The organism is Bradyrhizobium sp. CCH5-F6 (assembly GCF_001556045.1).
In the GTDB taxonomy this organism is placed as follows: Bacteria; Pseudomonadota; Alphaproteobacteria; order Rhizobiales; family Xanthobacteraceae; genus Bradyrhizobium.
Window position 1 is genome coordinate 1 of sequence record NZ_LSIC01000034.1, and the last position, 16,255, is coordinate 16,255.

15 protein-coding genes are annotated in these 16,255 nt (G+C 65.0%); 13 read left to right on the forward strand and 2 right to left on the reverse strand.

Annotation, left to right across the window (positions count from 1 at the left end):
- Positions 1–271 precede the first annotated feature (271 nt).
- The 8 genes from AX729_RS06095 to AX729_RS06130 all read left to right on the forward strand — a co-directional run bounded on the left by AX729_RS06095 (position 272) and on the right by AX729_RS06130 (position 11,235).
- Positions 272–874 (forward strand): DUF1419 domain-containing protein, encoded by a 603-nt coding sequence (locus tag AX729_RS06095; protein WP_061021108.1) that lies wholly within the window; start codon positions 272–274, stop codon positions 872–874.
- A 10-nt stretch (positions 875–884) separates the two neighbouring features.
- Positions 885–1,289 (forward strand): DUF3085 domain-containing protein, encoded by a 405-nt coding sequence (locus tag AX729_RS06100; protein ID WP_502686900.1) that lies wholly within the window; start codon positions 885–887, stop codon positions 1,287–1,289.
- Between the two features lie 104 nt (positions 1,290–1,393).
- Entirely contained in the window at positions 1,394–6,433 is a 5,040-nt protein-coding gene (locus AX729_RS06105) for a helicase-like domain-containing protein (RefSeq protein ID WP_061021110.1), read from the forward strand.
- 304 nt (positions 6,434–6,737) lie between these two features.
- Complete coding sequence (locus tag AX729_RS06110) at positions 6,738–8,417, forward strand: ParB/RepB/Spo0J family partition protein (RefSeq protein ID WP_061021112.1); 1,680 nt, start codon at positions 6,738–6,740, stop codon at positions 8,415–8,417.
- A gap of 93 nt (positions 8,418–8,510) precedes the next feature.
- A complete protein-coding gene (locus AX729_RS06115; RefSeq protein WP_061021139.1) occupies positions 8,511–8,987 on the forward strand; it encodes a UCP036055 family protein in 477 nt (158 codons plus the stop codon).
- Positions 8,984–9,868: a DUF7007 domain-containing protein gene (locus AX729_RS06120; RefSeq protein WP_061021114.1), complete on the forward strand. Its 885-nt coding sequence runs from the start codon at positions 8,984–8,986 to the stop codon at positions 9,866–9,868. Before AX729_RS06115 ends, AX729_RS06120 begins: the two co-directional genes overlap by 4 nt.
- Complete coding sequence (locus tag AX729_RS06125) at positions 9,865–10,194, forward strand: hypothetical protein (RefSeq protein ID WP_061021118.1); 330 nt, start codon at positions 9,865–9,867, stop codon at positions 10,192–10,194. The genes AX729_RS06120 and AX729_RS06125 overlap by 4 nt, the downstream gene beginning before the upstream one ends.
- Before the next feature lie 459 nt (positions 10,195–10,653).
- The gene (locus AX729_RS06130; protein WP_197433538.1) at positions 10,654–11,235 is read left to right on the forward strand and encodes a hypothetical protein; all 582 of its coding nucleotides are present in this window, start codon (positions 10,654–10,656) and stop codon (positions 11,233–11,235) included.
- An 89-nt stretch (positions 11,236–11,324) separates the two neighbouring features.
- On the opposite strand, the gene AX729_RS06135 is transcribed toward AX729_RS06130, so the two are convergent.
- Both AX729_RS06135 and AX729_RS06140 read right to left on the reverse strand, forming a co-directional pair.
- Positions 11,325–11,798 carry a type II toxin-antitoxin system VapC family toxin gene (locus AX729_RS06135; protein ID WP_061021123.1) on the reverse strand — a complete coding sequence of 158 codons (474 nt, stop codon included), beginning with the start codon at positions 11,796–11,798 and terminating at the stop codon, positions 11,325–11,327.
- A complete protein-coding gene (locus AX729_RS06140) occupies positions 11,795–12,097 on the reverse strand; it encodes a type II toxin-antitoxin system Phd/YefM family antitoxin (RefSeq protein ID WP_061021125.1) in 303 nt (100 codons plus the stop codon). Before AX729_RS06140 ends, AX729_RS06135 begins: the two co-directional genes overlap by 4 nt.
- Before the next feature lie 309 nt (positions 12,098–12,406).
- Here AX729_RS06140 and AX729_RS06145 point away from each other — a divergent pair, with 309 nt between their 5' ends.
- From AX729_RS06145 to AX729_RS06165, 5 genes are read left to right on the forward strand one after another with little or no spacing between them, the layout of a single operon-like run.
- Positions 12,407–13,333 (forward strand): ArdC family protein, encoded by a 927-nt coding sequence (locus tag AX729_RS06145; RefSeq protein ID WP_061021127.1) that lies wholly within the window; start codon positions 12,407–12,409, stop codon positions 13,331–13,333.
- Positions 13,333–13,884, forward strand: a complete 552-nt coding sequence (locus AX729_RS06150; RefSeq protein ID WP_061021129.1) for a hypothetical protein — start codon at positions 13,333–13,335, stop codon at positions 13,882–13,884. The genes AX729_RS06145 and AX729_RS06150 overlap by 1 nt, the downstream gene beginning before the upstream one ends.
- Positions 13,884–14,825 carry an adenine nucleotide alpha hydrolase family protein gene (locus AX729_RS06155; protein ID WP_061021131.1) on the forward strand — a complete coding sequence of 314 codons (942 nt, stop codon included), beginning with the start codon at positions 13,884–13,886 and terminating at the stop codon, positions 14,823–14,825. Before AX729_RS06150 ends, AX729_RS06155 begins: the two co-directional genes overlap by 1 nt.
- Before the next feature lie 55 nt (positions 14,826–14,880).
- The gene (locus AX729_RS06160) at positions 14,881–15,189 is read left to right on the forward strand and encodes a type II toxin-antitoxin system RelB/DinJ family antitoxin (protein ID WP_061021133.1); all 309 of its coding nucleotides are present in this window, start codon (positions 14,881–14,883) and stop codon (positions 15,187–15,189) included.
- Positions 15,186–15,473: a type II toxin-antitoxin system RelE/ParE family toxin gene (locus tag AX729_RS06165; protein ID WP_061021135.1), complete on the forward strand. Its 288-nt coding sequence runs from the start codon at positions 15,186–15,188 to the stop codon at positions 15,471–15,473. The genes AX729_RS06160 and AX729_RS06165 overlap by 4 nt, the downstream gene beginning before the upstream one ends.
- Positions 15,474–16,255 lie beyond the last annotated feature (782 nt).

A 16,255-nucleotide genomic window follows, 5' to 3' on the forward strand; every position in this document is an offset into this window, starting at 1 on the left:
GTTCAACCCATGATCCGCCTGCCGTATATCTGTGCCCCTTTAATGTTCAGGGGCCTGAAGGCAAGGGCAAGGAAAGAAGAGGAGGGAAGGGAAATCCGGCTGCCGCATGCCCGCCGTCCGCGTCAAGGGTAAAGCTTCGCCCGGCTGCGCCGGCCCTTGACCCGGCCGGACGGAGAGGCGGCCGCGGAAGAGGGGTCAGAAGGGCCGAAGGGATGGACATCCACGAGGATGTGCCGCGCTCCGGCCCGACGAGGCTGAAAGGAGCCCGCTCATGACCCTCTCTCCGATCCGCAAGGTCTATCAAGGCGTCGCCGACCGCCGGCAGATGTTCCGCATGTTCGACCGGCACGCGCAGCGACCGAACCGCTGGGAGGGCGACGACAGTGCGCTCTATCGCGGCGAATGGTTCGAGATCGGCGAGGCCGAGCACGACTACATGCTCGATATCCTGCCGCCGCTCTGGATGCGTGGCGATGTGTTCGCCATGCGGGAGTTCCTCACCGGCTCGATCACCAGCATCTTCTTCACGCTCACGATCGACGGCCGGTTCCGGCATTTTCACGGATATTGCGATCTCGCCGATCGCGGTTCCCCGGAGCAGATGAAGGCTGCCATCGTCGAGCGTGAATCCCGACCCGTCCGAGCGATGACACGCGAAGAGCGTGTCGAGCATATCTGGTCCAGCACCCATGACGACTATCGCGGCTATGCCGACTGGCGTTTCCTGCACGGCCAGAGCGGCCAGCGCATCGTCATGATGTGTGCGCCGAGCCATGCCCGTGACTTCAAGCTGCTTGACCAGCTTACGGATGCGGAAATCTCGGCCAAGCTGCCGGTGCATCTGCGCTACCTGCCCGATGCGATCGCGGCGTGAGGAGGACGGCATGATACTGACGTTCTCACTCACAGCCGTCCGTGACGTCATCGCTCGCGGCGTTGCCGATGCGAAGGTCAACGGGGGCTTCCGCGACCCTTGCCTTGGATACTCCCCGACCGACACCCGCAAGCCTGGCTTGTGGCTCGTCGGAGATCATGGCGTCTATCTATGTTCCAACGGCGCGCTCGCCGAAGGTGCGAAGCCGCTGGTCGCCTATGCCGAGGAATGCGACCCCGGCAAGCATGACGGCTGGTTCGAGGTGAAGCGCAGGAGCTTCGGCCCTGACGACGGCGTGGACTTCTTTCCCGCCGAAAGTCTCGAAGCCCTGATCGCCTCCGGTCCCGGATGCACGCATCTGCGCATCGCGTTCCTGAAGGATGAGATGCATCTCGACATGATCGAGAAGCCATAGCCTCCGCGTAACCTACTCCAACCCCATCACCATCGCGACCGTTCGCACCTGCCGGGACCGCCCGGCGGGCCGACGGCGCGCGCCTGCAGCACAGGAGATTTCCAATGGCGCACGACGATCCCTTCACAATCGACCTTTTCGGCAATACGGCCCTGTCGTCCGGCCTCGGGCTAGGCGTGACCGCCTTTGCCGGCGATTTCACGCCGGAGCCCGACGATGACGACGATCCCGATCCATCAACGCCGGCGCCCGCAATTGCGGGCGTCAAGGCGTCGCGTGCGGTTTCACCGGGGAGCCGCACGCGAGGCGAGAACTTCCATATCGTCGGTGATCGTGTCCTGGCGAAGGGCTGGAAGGCTCGTGCGCGTGACAATATCGCCGCGATCCGGCTCGCGGCCGAAATCGAAGCGGCGGAGCGTCCCGCCACGCGCGCGGAGCAGGAGAAGCTGATCCGCTTCACCGGATTCGGCGCATCGGATCTTGCGAACGGCGTTTTTCGTCAGCCCGGCGAGGTCGATTTCCGCGAGGGCTGGGATGAGATCGGCTCGGCGCTTGAGGACGCCGTCGGGGAAGCCGATTACGCCTCGCTCTCCCGCTGCACGCAGTACGCCCATTTCACGCCAGAGTTCATCGTTCGGGCGATCTGGGCAGGTCTCCAGCGTCTCGGCTGGCGCGGCGGCCGTGTTCTTGAGCCGGGAATCGGCACTGGCCTGTTTCCGGCGTTGATGCCGGAAGGACTGCGCGATATCTCCCATGTCACCGGCGTCGATCTCGATCCGGTCACGGCGCGCATTACCCGGCTGTTGCAGCCTCGCGCGCGCATCCTCTCCAGCGATTTTGCGCACACGGAACTGCCGCCGAGTTTCGACCTCGCCATCGGCAATCCGCCTTTTTCCAGCCGGACCGTGCGGTCGGACCGGGCCTATCGTTCGCTGGGTTTGACGCTGCACGACTATTTCATTGCGCGATCCATCGACCTGTTGAAGCCGGGCGCGCTCGCCGCCCTCGTGACGAGCTCGGGCACGATGGACAAGGGCGACGCCACGGCGCGCGAGCATATCGCGAAGTCGGCCGATCTGATCGCGGCGATCCGCCTGCCCGAAGGCAGTTTTCGGGCCGAGGCCGGCACGGAGGTCGTGGTCGACGTGCTCTTTTTCCGCAAGCGGAAGGCCGGGGAGCCGGAGGGCGATCTTTCCTGGCTTGATCTTGACGAGGTGCGGCCAGCGACAGAGGATGAGGAGGCGATCCGCGTCAATCGCTGGTTCGCACAGCACCCGGATTTCGTGCTCGGCACGCATGCGCTTCGTCGCGGCATTTACGGTCCCGACGAAACCTATACCTGCCTGCCGAACGCGGGCGTCGATCTCGGCGCGGCGCTGGATGCCGCCGTCCTTCTTCTTCCGGAAGCCATCTATGACGGCGAACCTGGCGAGATCGATTTCGATCTTGGGGGTGTCGACGATCTTGACGATGCCGATCTTCCCGCGAATCGTCCTGTGCGCGAAGGCAGCTATTTCTTCGACAAGGTGCGGGGCCTGATGCAGATCCTCGATGGTGAATCCGTCGCGGTCAAAGTCCGGAAAGGCCGCAGCACCGACGGCATTCCGGAAAAGCATGTCCGCATTATCCAGAAGCTGATTCCGATCCGTGATGCTGTGCGTGAGGTGCTGAAATGCCAGGAGCTCGACCGGCCGTGGAGGGATGCGCAGGTCAGGCTGCGCATCGCATGGTCGAGCTTTGTCCGCGATTTCGGCCCGATCAATCACACGACGGTTTCGGTTACGGAGGGCGATGAGAGCGGCGAGGTGCGCGAGACGCATCGCCGGCCGAACATCCAGCCGTTCCTTGACGACCCGGACTGCTGGCTCGTCGCCTCGATCGAGAACTACGATCTCGATACCGATACGTCCAAGCCCGGACCGATCTTCTCCGAGCGCGGCGGCGTCGATATCGAGCATATTGCCGAGCTTCTGCATCAGGACGCCGCCGGCGTCATCGCGGAGCTTGGCGATGCGATCTTCCAGAACCCTGCCGATGGCTCGTGGCAGACGGCGGATGCTTATCTCTCCGGTCCGGTGCGCGACAAGCTCAACGTGGCCGAAGGTGCCGCCGCGCTTGAACCCGCATTCGAGCGCAATGTCCGTGCGCTTGTTGCGGTCCAGCCCCCCGATCTCGGTCCTTCCGAAATCACCGCGCGGCTCGGAAGCCCTTGGATTCCGGCCAGGGACGTCGTCATCTTCGTCAAGGAGACGATGGGAGCCGACATCAAGATCCATCACATGCCGGAACTGGCGTCCTGGACGGTCGAGGCCCGTCAGCTTGGCTGGATGGCCGCCGGCACATCGGAATGGGGCACCGATCGCCGCCATGACGGCGAGCTGCTCGCCGATGCGCTCAACAGCCGCGTGCCGCAGATATTTGATACTATCAAAGACCCCGATGGCGAACGCCGCGTGCTCAATGTCGTTGATACCGAGGCAGCCAAGGAAAAGCTGCACAAGATCAAGACCGCGTTCCAGAACTGGGTCTGGTCCGATCCCGATCGTACCGACCGTTTGGCGCGGATTTACAATGATCGCTTCAACAACATCGCGCCGCGAAAATTCGACGGCTCCCATCTGAAACTTCCGGGCGCCTCTGGCGCCTTTACTCTTTATGGGCATCAGAAACGCGGCATCTGGCGCATCATCGCGGCGGGCTCGACCTATCTCGCCCACGCCGTCGGCGCCGGCAAGACCATGACGATGGCGTCCGCCGTCATGGAGCAACGCCGGCTCGGACTGATCGCCAAGGCGATGCTGGTCGTCCCCGGTCATTGCCTGGCGCAGGCGGCGCGCGAGTTCCTGGCACTCTATCCTTCCGCCCGTATCCTCGTCGCGGACGAGACGAATTTTACCAAGGACAAGCGCGCCCGATTCCTGTCGCGGGCAGCGACGGCGACCTGGGATGCGATCATCATCACGCACAGCGCGTTCCGTTTCATCGGCGTGCCCTCGGTGTTCGAGCAACAGATGATCCAGGACGAGCTGGAGCTCTACGAGACGCTGTTGCTCAAGGTCGAGAGCGATGATCGCGTGTCGCGCAAACGTCTCGAGCGGTTGAAGGAGGGCCTCAAGGAGCGGCTGGAGGCACTCTCGACGCGCAAGGACGATCTGCTCACCATTTCGGAGATCGGCATCGACCAGATCATCGTCGACGAGGCGCAGGAGTTCAGAAAGCTCTCCTTCCCCACGAACATGAGCACCTTGAAAGGCGTCGATCCGAACGGCTCGCAGCGCGCCTGGGATCTCTATGTGAAGTCCCGCTTCATTGAGACGAAGAATCCGGGCCGTGCGCTCGTGCTCGCGTCGGGCACGCCGATCACCAATACCCTCGGCGAAATGTTCTCCGTGCAGCGGCTCATGGACCATGCGGCGCTGGCGCAGCGCGGTCTGCACGAGTTCGACGCCTGGGCATCGACCTTCGGCGACACCACGACCGAGCTCGAATTGCAGCCATCCGGCAAATACAAGCCGGTGTCGCGGTTCGCCAGCTTCGTCAACGTGCCGGAGCTTATCGCGATGTTCCGCAGCTTCGCCGACGTCGTCATGCCGGAGGATTTGCGTCAATTCGTCAGGGTGCCGGCGATCTCGACCGGCCGCCGGCAGATCGTCACGGCGAAGCCGACCGCCGCCTTCAAGCGCTACCAGCTTCAGCTCGATGCGCGCATCAAGGCGATCGAGCAGCGCAATCGGCCTGTCGAACCTGGCGACGACATCCTGCTGTCCGTCATCACCGACGGGCGTCATGCGGCGATCGATCTTCGCCTGGTCGATGCGGACAACGACAATGAGCCCGGCAACAAGCTCAATATGATGATCGACACCGCCTTCCGCATCTGGCGGGAGACCGAAGCGAGTACCTATGTTCAGCCGGACGGCAGGCCCTATGAGCTACCCGGCGCCGCGCAGATGATCTTTTCTGATCTCGGCACGATCAATGTCGAGAAGACCAGAGGCTTCTCGGCCTATCGCTGGATCAGGGACGAGCTCATCCGGCGCGGCGTGCCAGCCGCCGAAATCGCCTTCATGCAGGACTTCAAGAAGTCGGAGGCGAAGCAGAGGCTGTTCGGCGACGTGCGTGCCGGCAGGGTCCGCTTCCTTCTCGGAAGCTCGGAGACGATGGGCACCGGCGTCAACGCGCAATTGCGCCTGAAGGCGCTGCATCACCTCGACGTGCCGTGGCTGCCCTCGCAGATCGAGCAGCGCGAGGGCCGCATCGTTCGCCAGGGCAACCAGCACGACGAGGTTGATATCTACGCCTACGCGACGGAGGGCTCGCTCGATGCCGCAATGTGGCAGAACAACGAGCGCAAGGCCCGTTTCATCGCGGCCGCGCGCTCCGGCGATATTTCGATCCGCAGGCTTGAAGATCTCGGTGATGGACAGGCGAACCAGTTCGCCATGGCCAAGGCCATCGCTTCCGGCGACCAGAGGTTGATGCAGAAGGCGGGGCTTGAAGCCGATATCGCCCGGCTCGAACGGCTTCGCGCCGCCCATATCGACGATCAGCATGCCGTGCGCCGGCAGATTCGCGATGCCGAGCGCGATATCGACATCTCGACGCGCCGCATCGCGGAAATTGGCCAGGACATCGAGCGTCTTGTTCCGACCGACGGCGCTGCTTTCACGATGAACGTGACGGACACCTCCTACGCCGAGCGCAAGGAGGCGGGCAGGGCTCTGATGAAGGAGATTCTGACGCTCGTGCAATTGCAGCAGGAGGGCGAGGCGATCATCGCCTCGGTCGGCGGCTTCGATCTCGAATATGAAGGCCAGCGTTTCGGCAAGGACGGCTATCGCTACGCCACCATGCTGCTGCGAACCAACGCCGAATACGAGATCGATTTGCCCATGACGGTGACGCCGCTCGGCGCGGTCGCCCGGCTCGAACATGCGCTCGACGATTTCGAGGGGGAGCAGGAGCGCTATCGCCAGCGTCTTGCCGATGCGCGCCGCCGGCTTGCCTCCTATCAGTCTCGGGGGGAGGGCGAGTTCGCCTTCGCCGACGAACTCGCCGACAAGCGTCGGCAACTCGTGGAGATCGAGCGGGCTCTGGCGCTCGACGTCGAGGATGCGGCAGCGCCGAGCGCGCTCGCGGCTTGAACCGAGCCTACGACCTGGCTGAGGTCAGAGCGTTCCGGACGAAAAGCAGGAAATAGAGAAAAGGAGGGGGGAAACCTCCTCGCAGAGCGGCCTGACCGGCAACGCTGTCGCTCAATCGCGGCCAGCGCGATCCCGTCCCGTCGTCCTTCGCGGGGCTGTGAGCCCCGCTTGTCCGGCCGGGCAGGGATGCTCGCCCGCAATTGTGCCGGTCCGCCCGCTCCGCGGGCCGGAGGGTGTCTTCGGGAAGAAGACGACAAAAGGACGGGCGGAAGGCCGCGTCCGCAACCCTTGAAGGAGCAATTCCATGCGTCTCATGAAGGTCGACCCGCGTGCGCTGAAGGAGAATCCCGACCGCATGCGCCAGACGAAATCCACGCCGCAGGCCGATGCACTGCTGCTGGCGACCATCAAGGCGGTCGGCATCGTGCAGCCTCCTGTCATCGCGCCCGAAACCGGCGGCGGCAATGGCTACATCATCGATTCCGGCCATCGGCGCGTGAAGCAGGCGATCGCCGCGGGTCTTGAGGAAATCGACGTGCTGGTCGTCGAGGCCGCGAACGACAATGGCGCCATGCGCTCGATGGTGGAGAACTTGGCGCGGGAGGCGCTTAATCCCGTTGACCAATGGCGCGCGATCGAGCGGCTTGTCGCGCTCGGCTGGACCGAGGAAGCGATCGCCGTGGCGCTCGCACTGCCGGTCCGCCAGATCAAGAAGCTGCGCCTGCTCGCCAACGTGCTGCCGGCGATGCTCGATCAGATGGCCAGGGGCGACATGCCGAACGAGCAGCAGCTTCGTACGATCGCGGCGGCTTCGCTCGAGGAGCAGCAGCAGGTCTGGAAGGCGAACAAGCCGAAAAAGGGTGATCCGCAGGTGTCGTGGTGGAGCGTCGCGCAGGCGCTGCAGAAGAAGCGGATGTATGCCCGCGACGCCAGCTTCGGCGACGATCTGGCCCAGGCCTATGGCATCGAATGGACCGAGGATCTGTTCGCGCCGGCCGATCAGGACAGCCGCTACACCACCAATGTCGAGGCGTTCCTCGGCGCTCAGCAGGAATGGATGACCAATCATCTCCCGAAAAGGGGGATCATCACCGAGCAGAATAGCTGGGGTCAGCCCGAACTGCCCAGGAAGGCCGAGCGCGTTCACGGCAAACCGGGCAAGGGCGATTGCACGGCTATGTATATTGATCGCGACGGCAAGGTGCAGTCGGTGCATTACCGGATGCCCGAGCCGAAGAAGCCGAAGGGGAAGTCGGCGGCCGGTTCGCACGGCACTGACGAGAACGACGTTGGTTCTGTCGCGAAACCCCGTCCCGAAGTCACGCACAAGGGCATTGAGATGATCGGCGACTACCGCACCGATGCGCTGCGCGAAGCGCTCGGCCGCGCGCCGATCGAGGATGACACGCTGATGGCGCTGTTGATCCTCGCCTTCGCGGGGCAGAACGTGTCGGTCACGAGGGGCGCAGGCAGCGGCAACTACGGCCACGGCAAGCTCGCCAGGCATGGTGTCATGCTGTTCGATGCCGAGGGCAAGCTCGCCTTCGATATGGACACGCTGCGCGTCGTGGCCCGTTCCATGCTGATCGACGTGTTCTCTTGCCGGGAGAACGCCAGCAAGAGCGGCATCGTCGCCCGCATCGCGGGCGAGGCGATCGGCGCGAATGCGTTCCTGCCGAACATGGGTACGGAGGACTTCCTCTCGTGCCTGTCGCGTCCCGCGCTTGAAGCCTCGTGCAAGGACACGCCGGTCCTTCCGCGCCAGAGGGTGAAGGACACGCGCGCAGCGCTCGTCGAGCATTTCAAGGAAGGGCACTTCGTTCATTCCGCAGCGCTCTTCGCTCCGGATGCCGCCGGCCTCTCGCACTGGCTGTCCTCCAACGCTGCCACGAACGACGATGACGAGCCGGGGGAGGACATCGACATGGTCGCAGAGGACCCGGCCGATGAGGAGGCTGGCGAATATCTGGAGGCGGCCGAATAGCGCCGCCCCCGTTTCACCTTCCGAATGATCCACCGCCGCCGGCCAAACCGGCGGCGGTTCTGTTTCCACACCTGCGCAAACACGGAGGACATCATGTCCGCGCATACATTCTTCGACAACGCACCCATCGGCTCGATCGTCGCCTGGTCCGATGGCACGCCGCAACCGCCGGCGCGCTTCAACAAGAAGCTATCGACCTGGCGGTCCAACAACAGCCGGGGTCGGCTGACCCGCAAGCAGGGCGAACGAGGCGTCGGCAACATCGCGGTGCCCGCCTGCTTCACGCTGCACGAGGCCGACTATGGCGCCGGCGGCGTCATCGCCATCCGCGTCCATCGGACGTTCTCGCTGGATTCGAAGCTCCACTTCACCATCGTCGAACGTCCGGCCATCGGCTCGGTCCGTGTGTTCGCCGGTGCCGGCGATCACGCCGAACTCGTCTATTTCGCGACCCACGAGGCCGACGCGAAGGAGTGGCTGTCACGCCACGGCTATCCCCGCGCCGTGCTCGAAGAAGTCACCGCCGACGAGGTCGGCGCCGACGTCATCGAGGGGAGGGCAGCGGCATGAACGCGCTCACCCACCTGAACGGCAATCTCGAAACCCCCGATATTTCGGGGGCTTCTTTTGGCCGCAGCGCTGACGGCATGGCCGTCGCGCTCGTCGGCGACAATGCGTTCGCCATGGTCCCGGCCAGCGACGGCAAGCACTATCTCGCGACAGGCTGGCGAATCCGCAGGCCCATGCCGGAATGGACCCGCAACGACTTTTATGGCCATTCCGGCGAGCTCGCCGACGCGGCGGCATTCCGAAATGCGGTCCTCGAACAGGCCGAGCACAGCCAGGAGAAGAAGGCGCTCGCTCGCCGCGATGCGCGGATCGCCGCGAGCACGCCGTGGGGTGCTTCGCAGGGCGCGACGATCTATGCCGATGGCGTCATCTTCCACGACACGGCCAGTCACGGCGGCTTTCATCTATCGGCCGAGCGCAATGCGCAGGTCCATCCGATACTGCGCGCCGATGGCGGCTGGTACGAGGAGGATGAGTGCTGGGCGATCGTCGCGATCCACTTCCCGCATCTGTTCTCCAGCTTCGAGCGCCGCTGCGCGGAGCGCACCATCAAGGATGGCTGGCCGGACGCCTGGGAGAAGATCTTCGGCACGGTCCTTGGACCCGGCGAATCCCGCGAGCGGGATCGCCTCGCCTTCGAGAAGTTGCACGCGGCCGACTGGATCGTCATCGCGGCGATCACGTCGGACCATGAGAAGGGCTTCGTGGAGTGCGTCGCCACACGCGGCGGGAAACGTGGCCAGGCAGTCGAGGAACGACGCTTCCTCGTGCCGTCGACGGAGTATCGGGTCGGGCAATTCGGCTTCGTCATCGACGAAGCCCGCCATCGCGCATGGGACGGCCCTTCGGACTTCGTCGCCAGGCGCGGGAGCGCGCCATGACCACTTCTCTTGACCGCCGTGCGCAGCTCGCCCGGATGGAGGAGGCGCGCAGGCAGACGCAGCGCCAGCTCGACATGATCGACCGGCAGATCACGCGCCGCATGACGGCGCTGATCCCGCAATTGCAGCCGCGCCGCACGGCCTATCGGCGCGGAAAGCCGCCTGATCCGGGCGCGTTCCTCGAACGCTACCGTGCAAACCTCGCCGCCCTCTCGGCCGAGCGGCAGCCGGAGATCGACGCGCTCGCGCGGAAGCTGGCCCGGCAGGATCGGGCGATCGCGGCCTTTCGCGAGCGGCACGACTCTTCGCCATCGCAGGCTGCGTGAGGGCGGCGGCGCTGTCGGGCGGCAATGTCAGCGCCCGGCGATCAGCGGTCGCACATCCGGGAAGAGCGGGCATTGACGCCGAGGCCCATGCTGCGGCCGGCCGCCGCGATCTGGCGGAGATCCGGACATGCCCCCTTTCCTGCGCTTGGTCGCCGGGATGACGCGGTCCCTCGCCGGCCCTCCCTTCGGTTTGAGGTTGCGCTCGTAAACCGGCGGCCGGCCGCTTCAAGGCCGCTTCGCGCCGCGTTGCGGCCGGAACGACCGATCTCGGCAAAGCAGGCCCGCGGTCTGGCGCAGGGCCGTAGGCCCCGCTTGCCCGCAAGCCGGCTTCGCTCGACCTGGTCGCCCCGGACCCTGAAGCGTCCGTCTGACCGCCGGTTTTTCACGAGCTCACCCGAAGGGAGAGCTGGCAAGGGCCGGTGCGAGCCTTCGGGACAACCGATGGAAAGGAAAATCCGCATGTCCAGAACCGCTCCCCGCCAGACCGCCCGCGTCGTCCAGCTTCGCAAGGGCACAACCCTCGAAATGGTCCGGCTCGCCTGCCCGGATGCGGCCCAGGCCTTGATGATCGCCGAGAGCTTCGGATCGCCGGTGCTCGACAGCGACGGCATCCGCGACCTGCACGAGCGGATGATCGTCGAGACCGCCGAGGCGCTCGGCGAAGGCCTCGGCGAGCGCGCGATGCAGATCCACCTCCAGCGCATCATCGGGGCCTATGTCGGCTCCGCCCATGGGGCCGGCCAATTCTACTCCCGCGCGGTGACGGAAGCCCGCGACATGACGGCCAAGGCCGCCAACGACCTGCGCGACGAGGACCTCGATGGCCCCGTCGGTTTCGACAGCGCCGCGCAGCGCAAGCGCGAATTCGCCGCCGACATGGGGCTCCAGGCCCATGCCCTGCGCATGGCCGCCGAAGGCGCGGTCGCCGCCTACGAGCAGATCGTTGGCGAGCGCTGGAAGCCCTTCGAGCGTCCGGCCGAGCATCCCGGCCAGACCCTCGACCGCAAGGCGGCCGAATTGCAGATGGCGGCCCTCGGTTGAGCCGCCCATCGGGCGAGGCTTCGGCCTCGCCCCCTTCTTCCTTGCCGAACAGGCCGGTCCCGCAAGGGGGCCGGCCTGTTCGCATGTCGCTATCGCACGCGCCCGGCTTTGGGGCTCAGCGGAAACATTGCTGCATCGTCGTTCCACGGATCGAACACCGTCGCGCCGGATGGCCTGGCGTCCTTCACGTTGCGCGTCACCAGATAGAGATCGTGTTCGAGCGCCGTCGCGGCCAGCATCGTGTCGATCACTGGCGGGGCGTGTCCGCTCGCCCGCTTGCCCTCTCCCGAAACCCTTCCCCATCGCCGGACGACTTCGTCGCTCAGCGAAAGGACACGATCGCCGAAGCGTTCGGCCAACGCGTCGCGCGCCGCGATATAACGCGGGCGCTCCGCATGACCGTCGGGAAGGTTGTGGATTCCCTTGTCGTATTCGCCAAGCGTCAGGACGCTGATGAAGAATGTCTCCTCTTCCTGTCCCGCGACCCAGCTCTTGACCGACGGCGCACCCTGCGGATTGATCAGAGCGGCGACGACGTTCGTATCGAGCAGCCAGCCCCTCAAAGCTCGACATCCCGGCCGCGATCCATCTCGCGCTCAAGATCGAGCCCGCCGAGATGCAGGCTCTCCATGAACTCGACGAACGGCAGCCTCGGCTTTTCCGGCACCAGGCGTTCGAACTCCTCGACGCTCATCACGACGACCGAATCGTGGCCGCGCACGGTCACACGCTGTGGACCATCCTCGCGCGCGTGGCGGACCACTTCGCTGAAGCGCGCTTTCGCGTCCTCGAGCTTCCACCGTCCCGCCGCCGGGCGGCGTCCGGCTTTCTTTATGTTCTTCAGTCCCGCCTGCTTGCTCATTGGCTCGCACTTCTACCTAGTCAGCTAGTCAGATATATAGCGCGGCCTGTGGCGTTGCGCCAGATCGGGATGGGCAAGCGGGCAAAAAGAAAGCGGAGGAGCGCGCCCACCGCGGCCCGTCCCGGTTGGCGGTCCTGCCGGGGCCGGTGGCCCGCGCAACGGCTTCGCCGTCCTCCACTTCGTTCCGGCCCTTCCCGCCCGTCGCGATGCGACGGGCCCGGTCGGGTGCGCGCCCCTCCTGATCGCCCCGGCCACGGACCTCCGCGACGGGCCGCGATGGGCGCGGCCCCGACAAGGAGGTTTGAGAACATGACCAGCAAGGAAAAGGGCTCGCGCACCGACATCTATGCGCGGATCACCGAACGCATCGTCGCCGATCTCGAAAAAGGCGTGCGCCCATGGATGCAGCCATGGAACTCGGCGAACGCTATTGGCCGCGTGACGCGCCCGCTCCGCCACAACGGTTTGCCCTATAGCGGCATGAATGTGCTGTTGCTTTGGTCCGAAGCCCTGGCGCGCGGATTTTCAGCGCCCATCTGGATGACGTTCAAGCAGGCCATTGAGCTTGGAGGCGCGGTCCGCAAGGGCGAGAGCGGAACCATGGTGGTCTTCGCCAGCCGGTTCACGAAGACCGAAGTCGGTGTCGCCGGTGAAGAGTTCGACCGGGAAATCCCGTTCCTCAAAGCCTACACCGCATTCAATGTCGCGCAGATCGACGGGCTGCCCGCGCAATATTATGCGCAGGCCAAGCCTGTCCGTGATCCTGTCGAGCGGATCGAGCATGTCGATCGTTTCTTCGCCAACACCCGCGCGGTGATTCGGCATGGTGGCGACAGGGCGTTCTATTCTCCTGCTGGCGACTTCATCCAGATGCCGCCTGTTGCAACTTTCCGGGATGCTGCTTCATACGTCGCGGTCTTGAGCCATGAGGCCACGCACTGGACGGCAGCTCCCCATCGCGTGAACCGCGATCTGTCGCGCTACGGCAAGGATCGCACCGAGCGGGCGCGCGAGGAGCTGGTTGCCGAACTCGGAAGCTGCTTCCTCTGTGCGGATCTCGGCATTGTTCCGGAGCTCGAGCCACGACCCGATCACGCATCGTACCTCGATTCCTGGTTGGCCGTCCTTGCCGACGACAAGAAGGCGATCTTCCAGGCCGCCGCCCATGCGCAACGCGCCGTCACTTATCTGCACGATAGGCAGCCGTCGATTGCCGACGAGCGGGAGGCTGCATAATGGCTGTCCTCCCCTCCCAGCGCCTGCTGATCCTCGCCTGTTCAGCGACGAAGCGCGACGGCCCGGCCACCATGCTGGCCATCGAACGCTATGACGGTCCCTTGTGGCGGACGCTGCGCGCCGTCGACCCTCATGGCGAGAAAGCTCAGGTCGCATTCCTCTCCGCCCATCTCGGCTTTCGTGCGGCCGCCACGCCGATCGCGATGTACGACGCCGAAATGACCCGGCAGATGGCCGCGGCCATGAAGGCTGGCAATCTCGGGACGCGCTGGCCGCGTCCCGAGACCCAGGACCAGATTGAGGAGGTTGGGCAGCATCCCGGAATGCACATCCATCGCCTTTGCGGTTATCACGGGCGCCAGACTTTCCGAGACGTTGCCCTTGTCGGTGGCCACCTCTATCGCGACGTGATGCGCCATCTCGTCGAGCTGTTCCGCATCGGTGGCTATGTCGCCGGCGACGCGCGGATCACCGAGATCAACGGCCCGATTGGGTTGATGCGGCGCGACCTCAGTCTTTGGATCGAAGGCGACGGCGGGGAGAAAGGCTGATGCTGTTCTCTCTGGTTGCTGATCGGGAAGGCCTCCAGCCCTCCCCCATCCGCCTGCGCGCGCTCAGCCTCGGCGCCGGCGTTCAATCCACCACGATGGCGTTGCTCGCCGCCCACGGCGAGATCGGGCCGATGCCCGACTGCGCGATCTTCGCGGACACCGGCTGGGAACCGAGCGCCGTCTACGACCATCTCGACTGGCTGATGTCCGGCAACGTGTTGCCGTTCCCGGTCCATGTCGTTTCGGCCGGCAACATCCGCGACGAGCTGCTGGCCGCCGGCGCTGGCAATCGCTGGGCCTCGATCCCGGCCTTCACGAAAACCGTCACCCCCGCCGGCGCGCTGGTTCCCGTCTTCGACGAGGACGATGATGGCGAACTCGTCGAGATCGGTTCGCGCCGGGCCACGACGGAGACCGTCTCCATCGGCATGATCCGTCGCCAATGCACGACGGAATTCAAGATCGTGCCGATCCGCCGGAAGGTGCGCGAGCTCGTGGACCTCACCCGTAAACGCTCGCCGGCGTATCCCGTCGTCGAGCAGTGGATCGGCATTTCCTGCGACGAAGTCATTCGTGCCAAGCCGAGTTTCGAGGCGTGGCAGATCAAGCGTTTCCCGCTGATCGAGAAGCGGATGAGCAGGCAGGATTGTCTCGCATGGTTGCGCCGGCATGGCTATCCCGAGCCGCCGAAGTCGGCTTGCATCGGATGCCCCTTCCACGACAACGCGCGTTGGCGCCGCATGCGCGACCACGATCCGGAGGCATGGGCCGATGCCGTCGCGGCCGACAAGGCGCTTCGCACCGGCTTGCGCGGCATACGCGGCGAGGTGTTCCTGCATCGCTCATGCGTACCGCTCGACCAGGCCGATTTGTCGACGGCCGCCGATCAAGGCCAGCTCGATCTCTGGCCGAATGAGTGCGAGGGCATGTGCGGCCTGTAGTGGGCTGGCAAACGTCATTCAATTGCATTACATTGAATCGAGAAAGGAGGCGAGCATGCCTGCAAACGCACTCGTCCAGACCAGAATTGACGCCGACATCCGCGACCGGGCGTCCGCCGTGCTCGAAAACATGGGCCTCACGGTATCGGATGCGGTTCGGATTCTCCTCACCCGCACCGCCAACGAGGGTGTGCTGCCCCTCGAGCTCGTCACGAGCAGCGAGGCGCATGATGCCTGGTTTCGGGCCAAGGTGCGCGAGGCGCTGGAAGATACACGGCCAGACCTTCCCGACGATGAGGTCGAGGCGCATTTTGCCGAGCGTCGCGCCGCTGCCCGCCGCAAGGCCGGCGATCTCAAAGCATGAGGCTCACCTGGTCGGCTTTCGCGCTCGCGGATCGCGACGGCATCTTCGATTATATCGAGGCGGAAAATCCCGCCGCCGCTGTCGCGATTGACGAACGAATCGTCGCGGCGGCTCGCCGTCTGCTCGACTTCCCCGAGAGCGGCCGGCCCGGCCGGGTCTCGGGAACACGTGAGCTTGTCGTGACCGGAACGCCGTATATTGCGGCCTACACGGTTGCGGCGGAGGCAATTCGCATTCTGCGTGTCCTTCACGGAGCGCAGCAATGGCCGGACGATCTGTCGTAGATCCGGCTTGAGGTTGCCTCTGGTGGCGCGGTGTTACCCATCGCTCATCGCCGAGCGCCCGGCGTGACGCGCCGGAATCCCCGCCTTGGCGGCGGGACCTCCGCGTCGGCGGGGTGCGCACCCTTGCGTTTAGATCAGCGCATAGTCACTTTCCATCTCACCCGGCCGCACCACCGGATGGAGCGTCGTCAAGCGGGGATGCCGGCGTGAGCGTGATGTAGGGCTGGCCGACGCTGGAGTTCATCCATGCTGGCTGGTTCTCGCGGGTCGCTGGCTATGATGCGGACGGATTATAGCGGAAGGTGTCGAGGGGCCGGGCGTGGCCGGGCATCCGGGAGGCGGTAAGAGCGGGCCGGTGATGTTCTTGCCGTTGACATGGTCCTTGAACACCACTGATGAGCGGGTGCCGTGGTGAGGCTCCTTCTCGCCTTGTGGTTCGGGAGGCGCCTGCGCAGACCTCGAAGAGTCCGGTGTGACCGAAGGACGACTGCGTCTCGATCGCCTTCTCGCAACGGCCGGCCCCGGCTATTTTCCGCCGGCGGGCAAGCCCGCCTTTGCATCGCCAGGCAAAATAGCCGTGTCCGCCCGCCCTCCACTTCGTTCCGGCCCTCCGGGTGCGGGGTCAATCGCCTCCGGTCCTTTCACCGTCATCGAGGTCGCGATAGGCGCGGCCCGAGCAAACCGGAAAGGACCCTAACATGGCTGTCATCGGCGAATTCAAGAGCAACGGCAACGGCTTAGGTTACGCGCGAGAAGGTGTCCTTTAGCGCGCTGACTGTTGC

What these genes read in the sequence shown, in the direction of transcription:
- AX729_RS06100 (WP_502686900.1), top strand. Translation starts at nt 885, where the DNA reads ATGATACTGACGTTCTCACTCACAGCCGTCCGTGACGTCATCGCTCGC.
- AX729_RS06105 (WP_061021110.1), top strand. Translation starts at nt 1,394, where the DNA reads ATGGCGCACGACGATCCCTTCACAATCGACCTTTTCGGCAATACGGCC.
- AX729_RS06155 (WP_061021131.1), top strand. Translation starts at nt 13,884, where the DNA reads ATGCTGTTCTCTCTGGTTGCTGATCGGGAAGGCCTCCAGCCCTCCCCC.
- AX729_RS06130 (WP_197433538.1), top strand. Translation starts at nt 10,654, where the DNA reads ATGTCCAGAACCGCTCCCCGCCAGACCGCCCGCGTCGTCCAGCTTCGC.
- AX729_RS06140 (WP_061021125.1), bottom strand. Translation starts at nt 12,097, where the DNA reads ATGAGCAAGCAGGCGGGACTGAAGAACATAAAGAAAGCCGGACGCCGC.
- AX729_RS06110 (WP_061021112.1), top strand. Translation starts at nt 6,738, where the DNA reads ATGCGTCTCATGAAGGTCGACCCGCGTGCGCTGAAGGAGAATCCCGAC.
- AX729_RS06160 (WP_061021133.1), top strand. Translation starts at nt 14,881, where the DNA reads ATGCCTGCAAACGCACTCGTCCAGACCAGAATTGACGCCGACATCCGC.
- AX729_RS06150 (WP_061021129.1), top strand. Translation starts at nt 13,333, where the DNA reads ATGGCTGTCCTCCCCTCCCAGCGCCTGCTGATCCTCGCCTGTTCAGCG.
- AX729_RS06125 (WP_061021118.1), top strand. Translation starts at nt 9,865, where the DNA reads ATGACCACTTCTCTTGACCGCCGTGCGCAGCTCGCCCGGATGGAGGAG.
- AX729_RS06120 (WP_061021114.1), top strand. Translation starts at nt 8,984, where the DNA reads ATGAACGCGCTCACCCACCTGAACGGCAATCTCGAAACCCCCGATATT.
- AX729_RS06145 (WP_061021127.1), top strand. Translation starts at nt 12,407, where the DNA reads ATGACCAGCAAGGAAAAGGGCTCGCGCACCGACATCTATGCGCGGATC.
- AX729_RS06095 (WP_061021108.1), top strand. Translation starts at nt 272, where the DNA reads ATGACCCTCTCTCCGATCCGCAAGGTCTATCAAGGCGTCGCCGACCGC.
- AX729_RS06165 (WP_061021135.1), top strand. Translation starts at nt 15,186, where the DNA reads ATGAGGCTCACCTGGTCGGCTTTCGCGCTCGCGGATCGCGACGGCATC.
- AX729_RS06115 (WP_061021139.1), top strand. Translation starts at nt 8,511, where the DNA reads ATGTCCGCGCATACATTCTTCGACAACGCACCCATCGGCTCGATCGTC.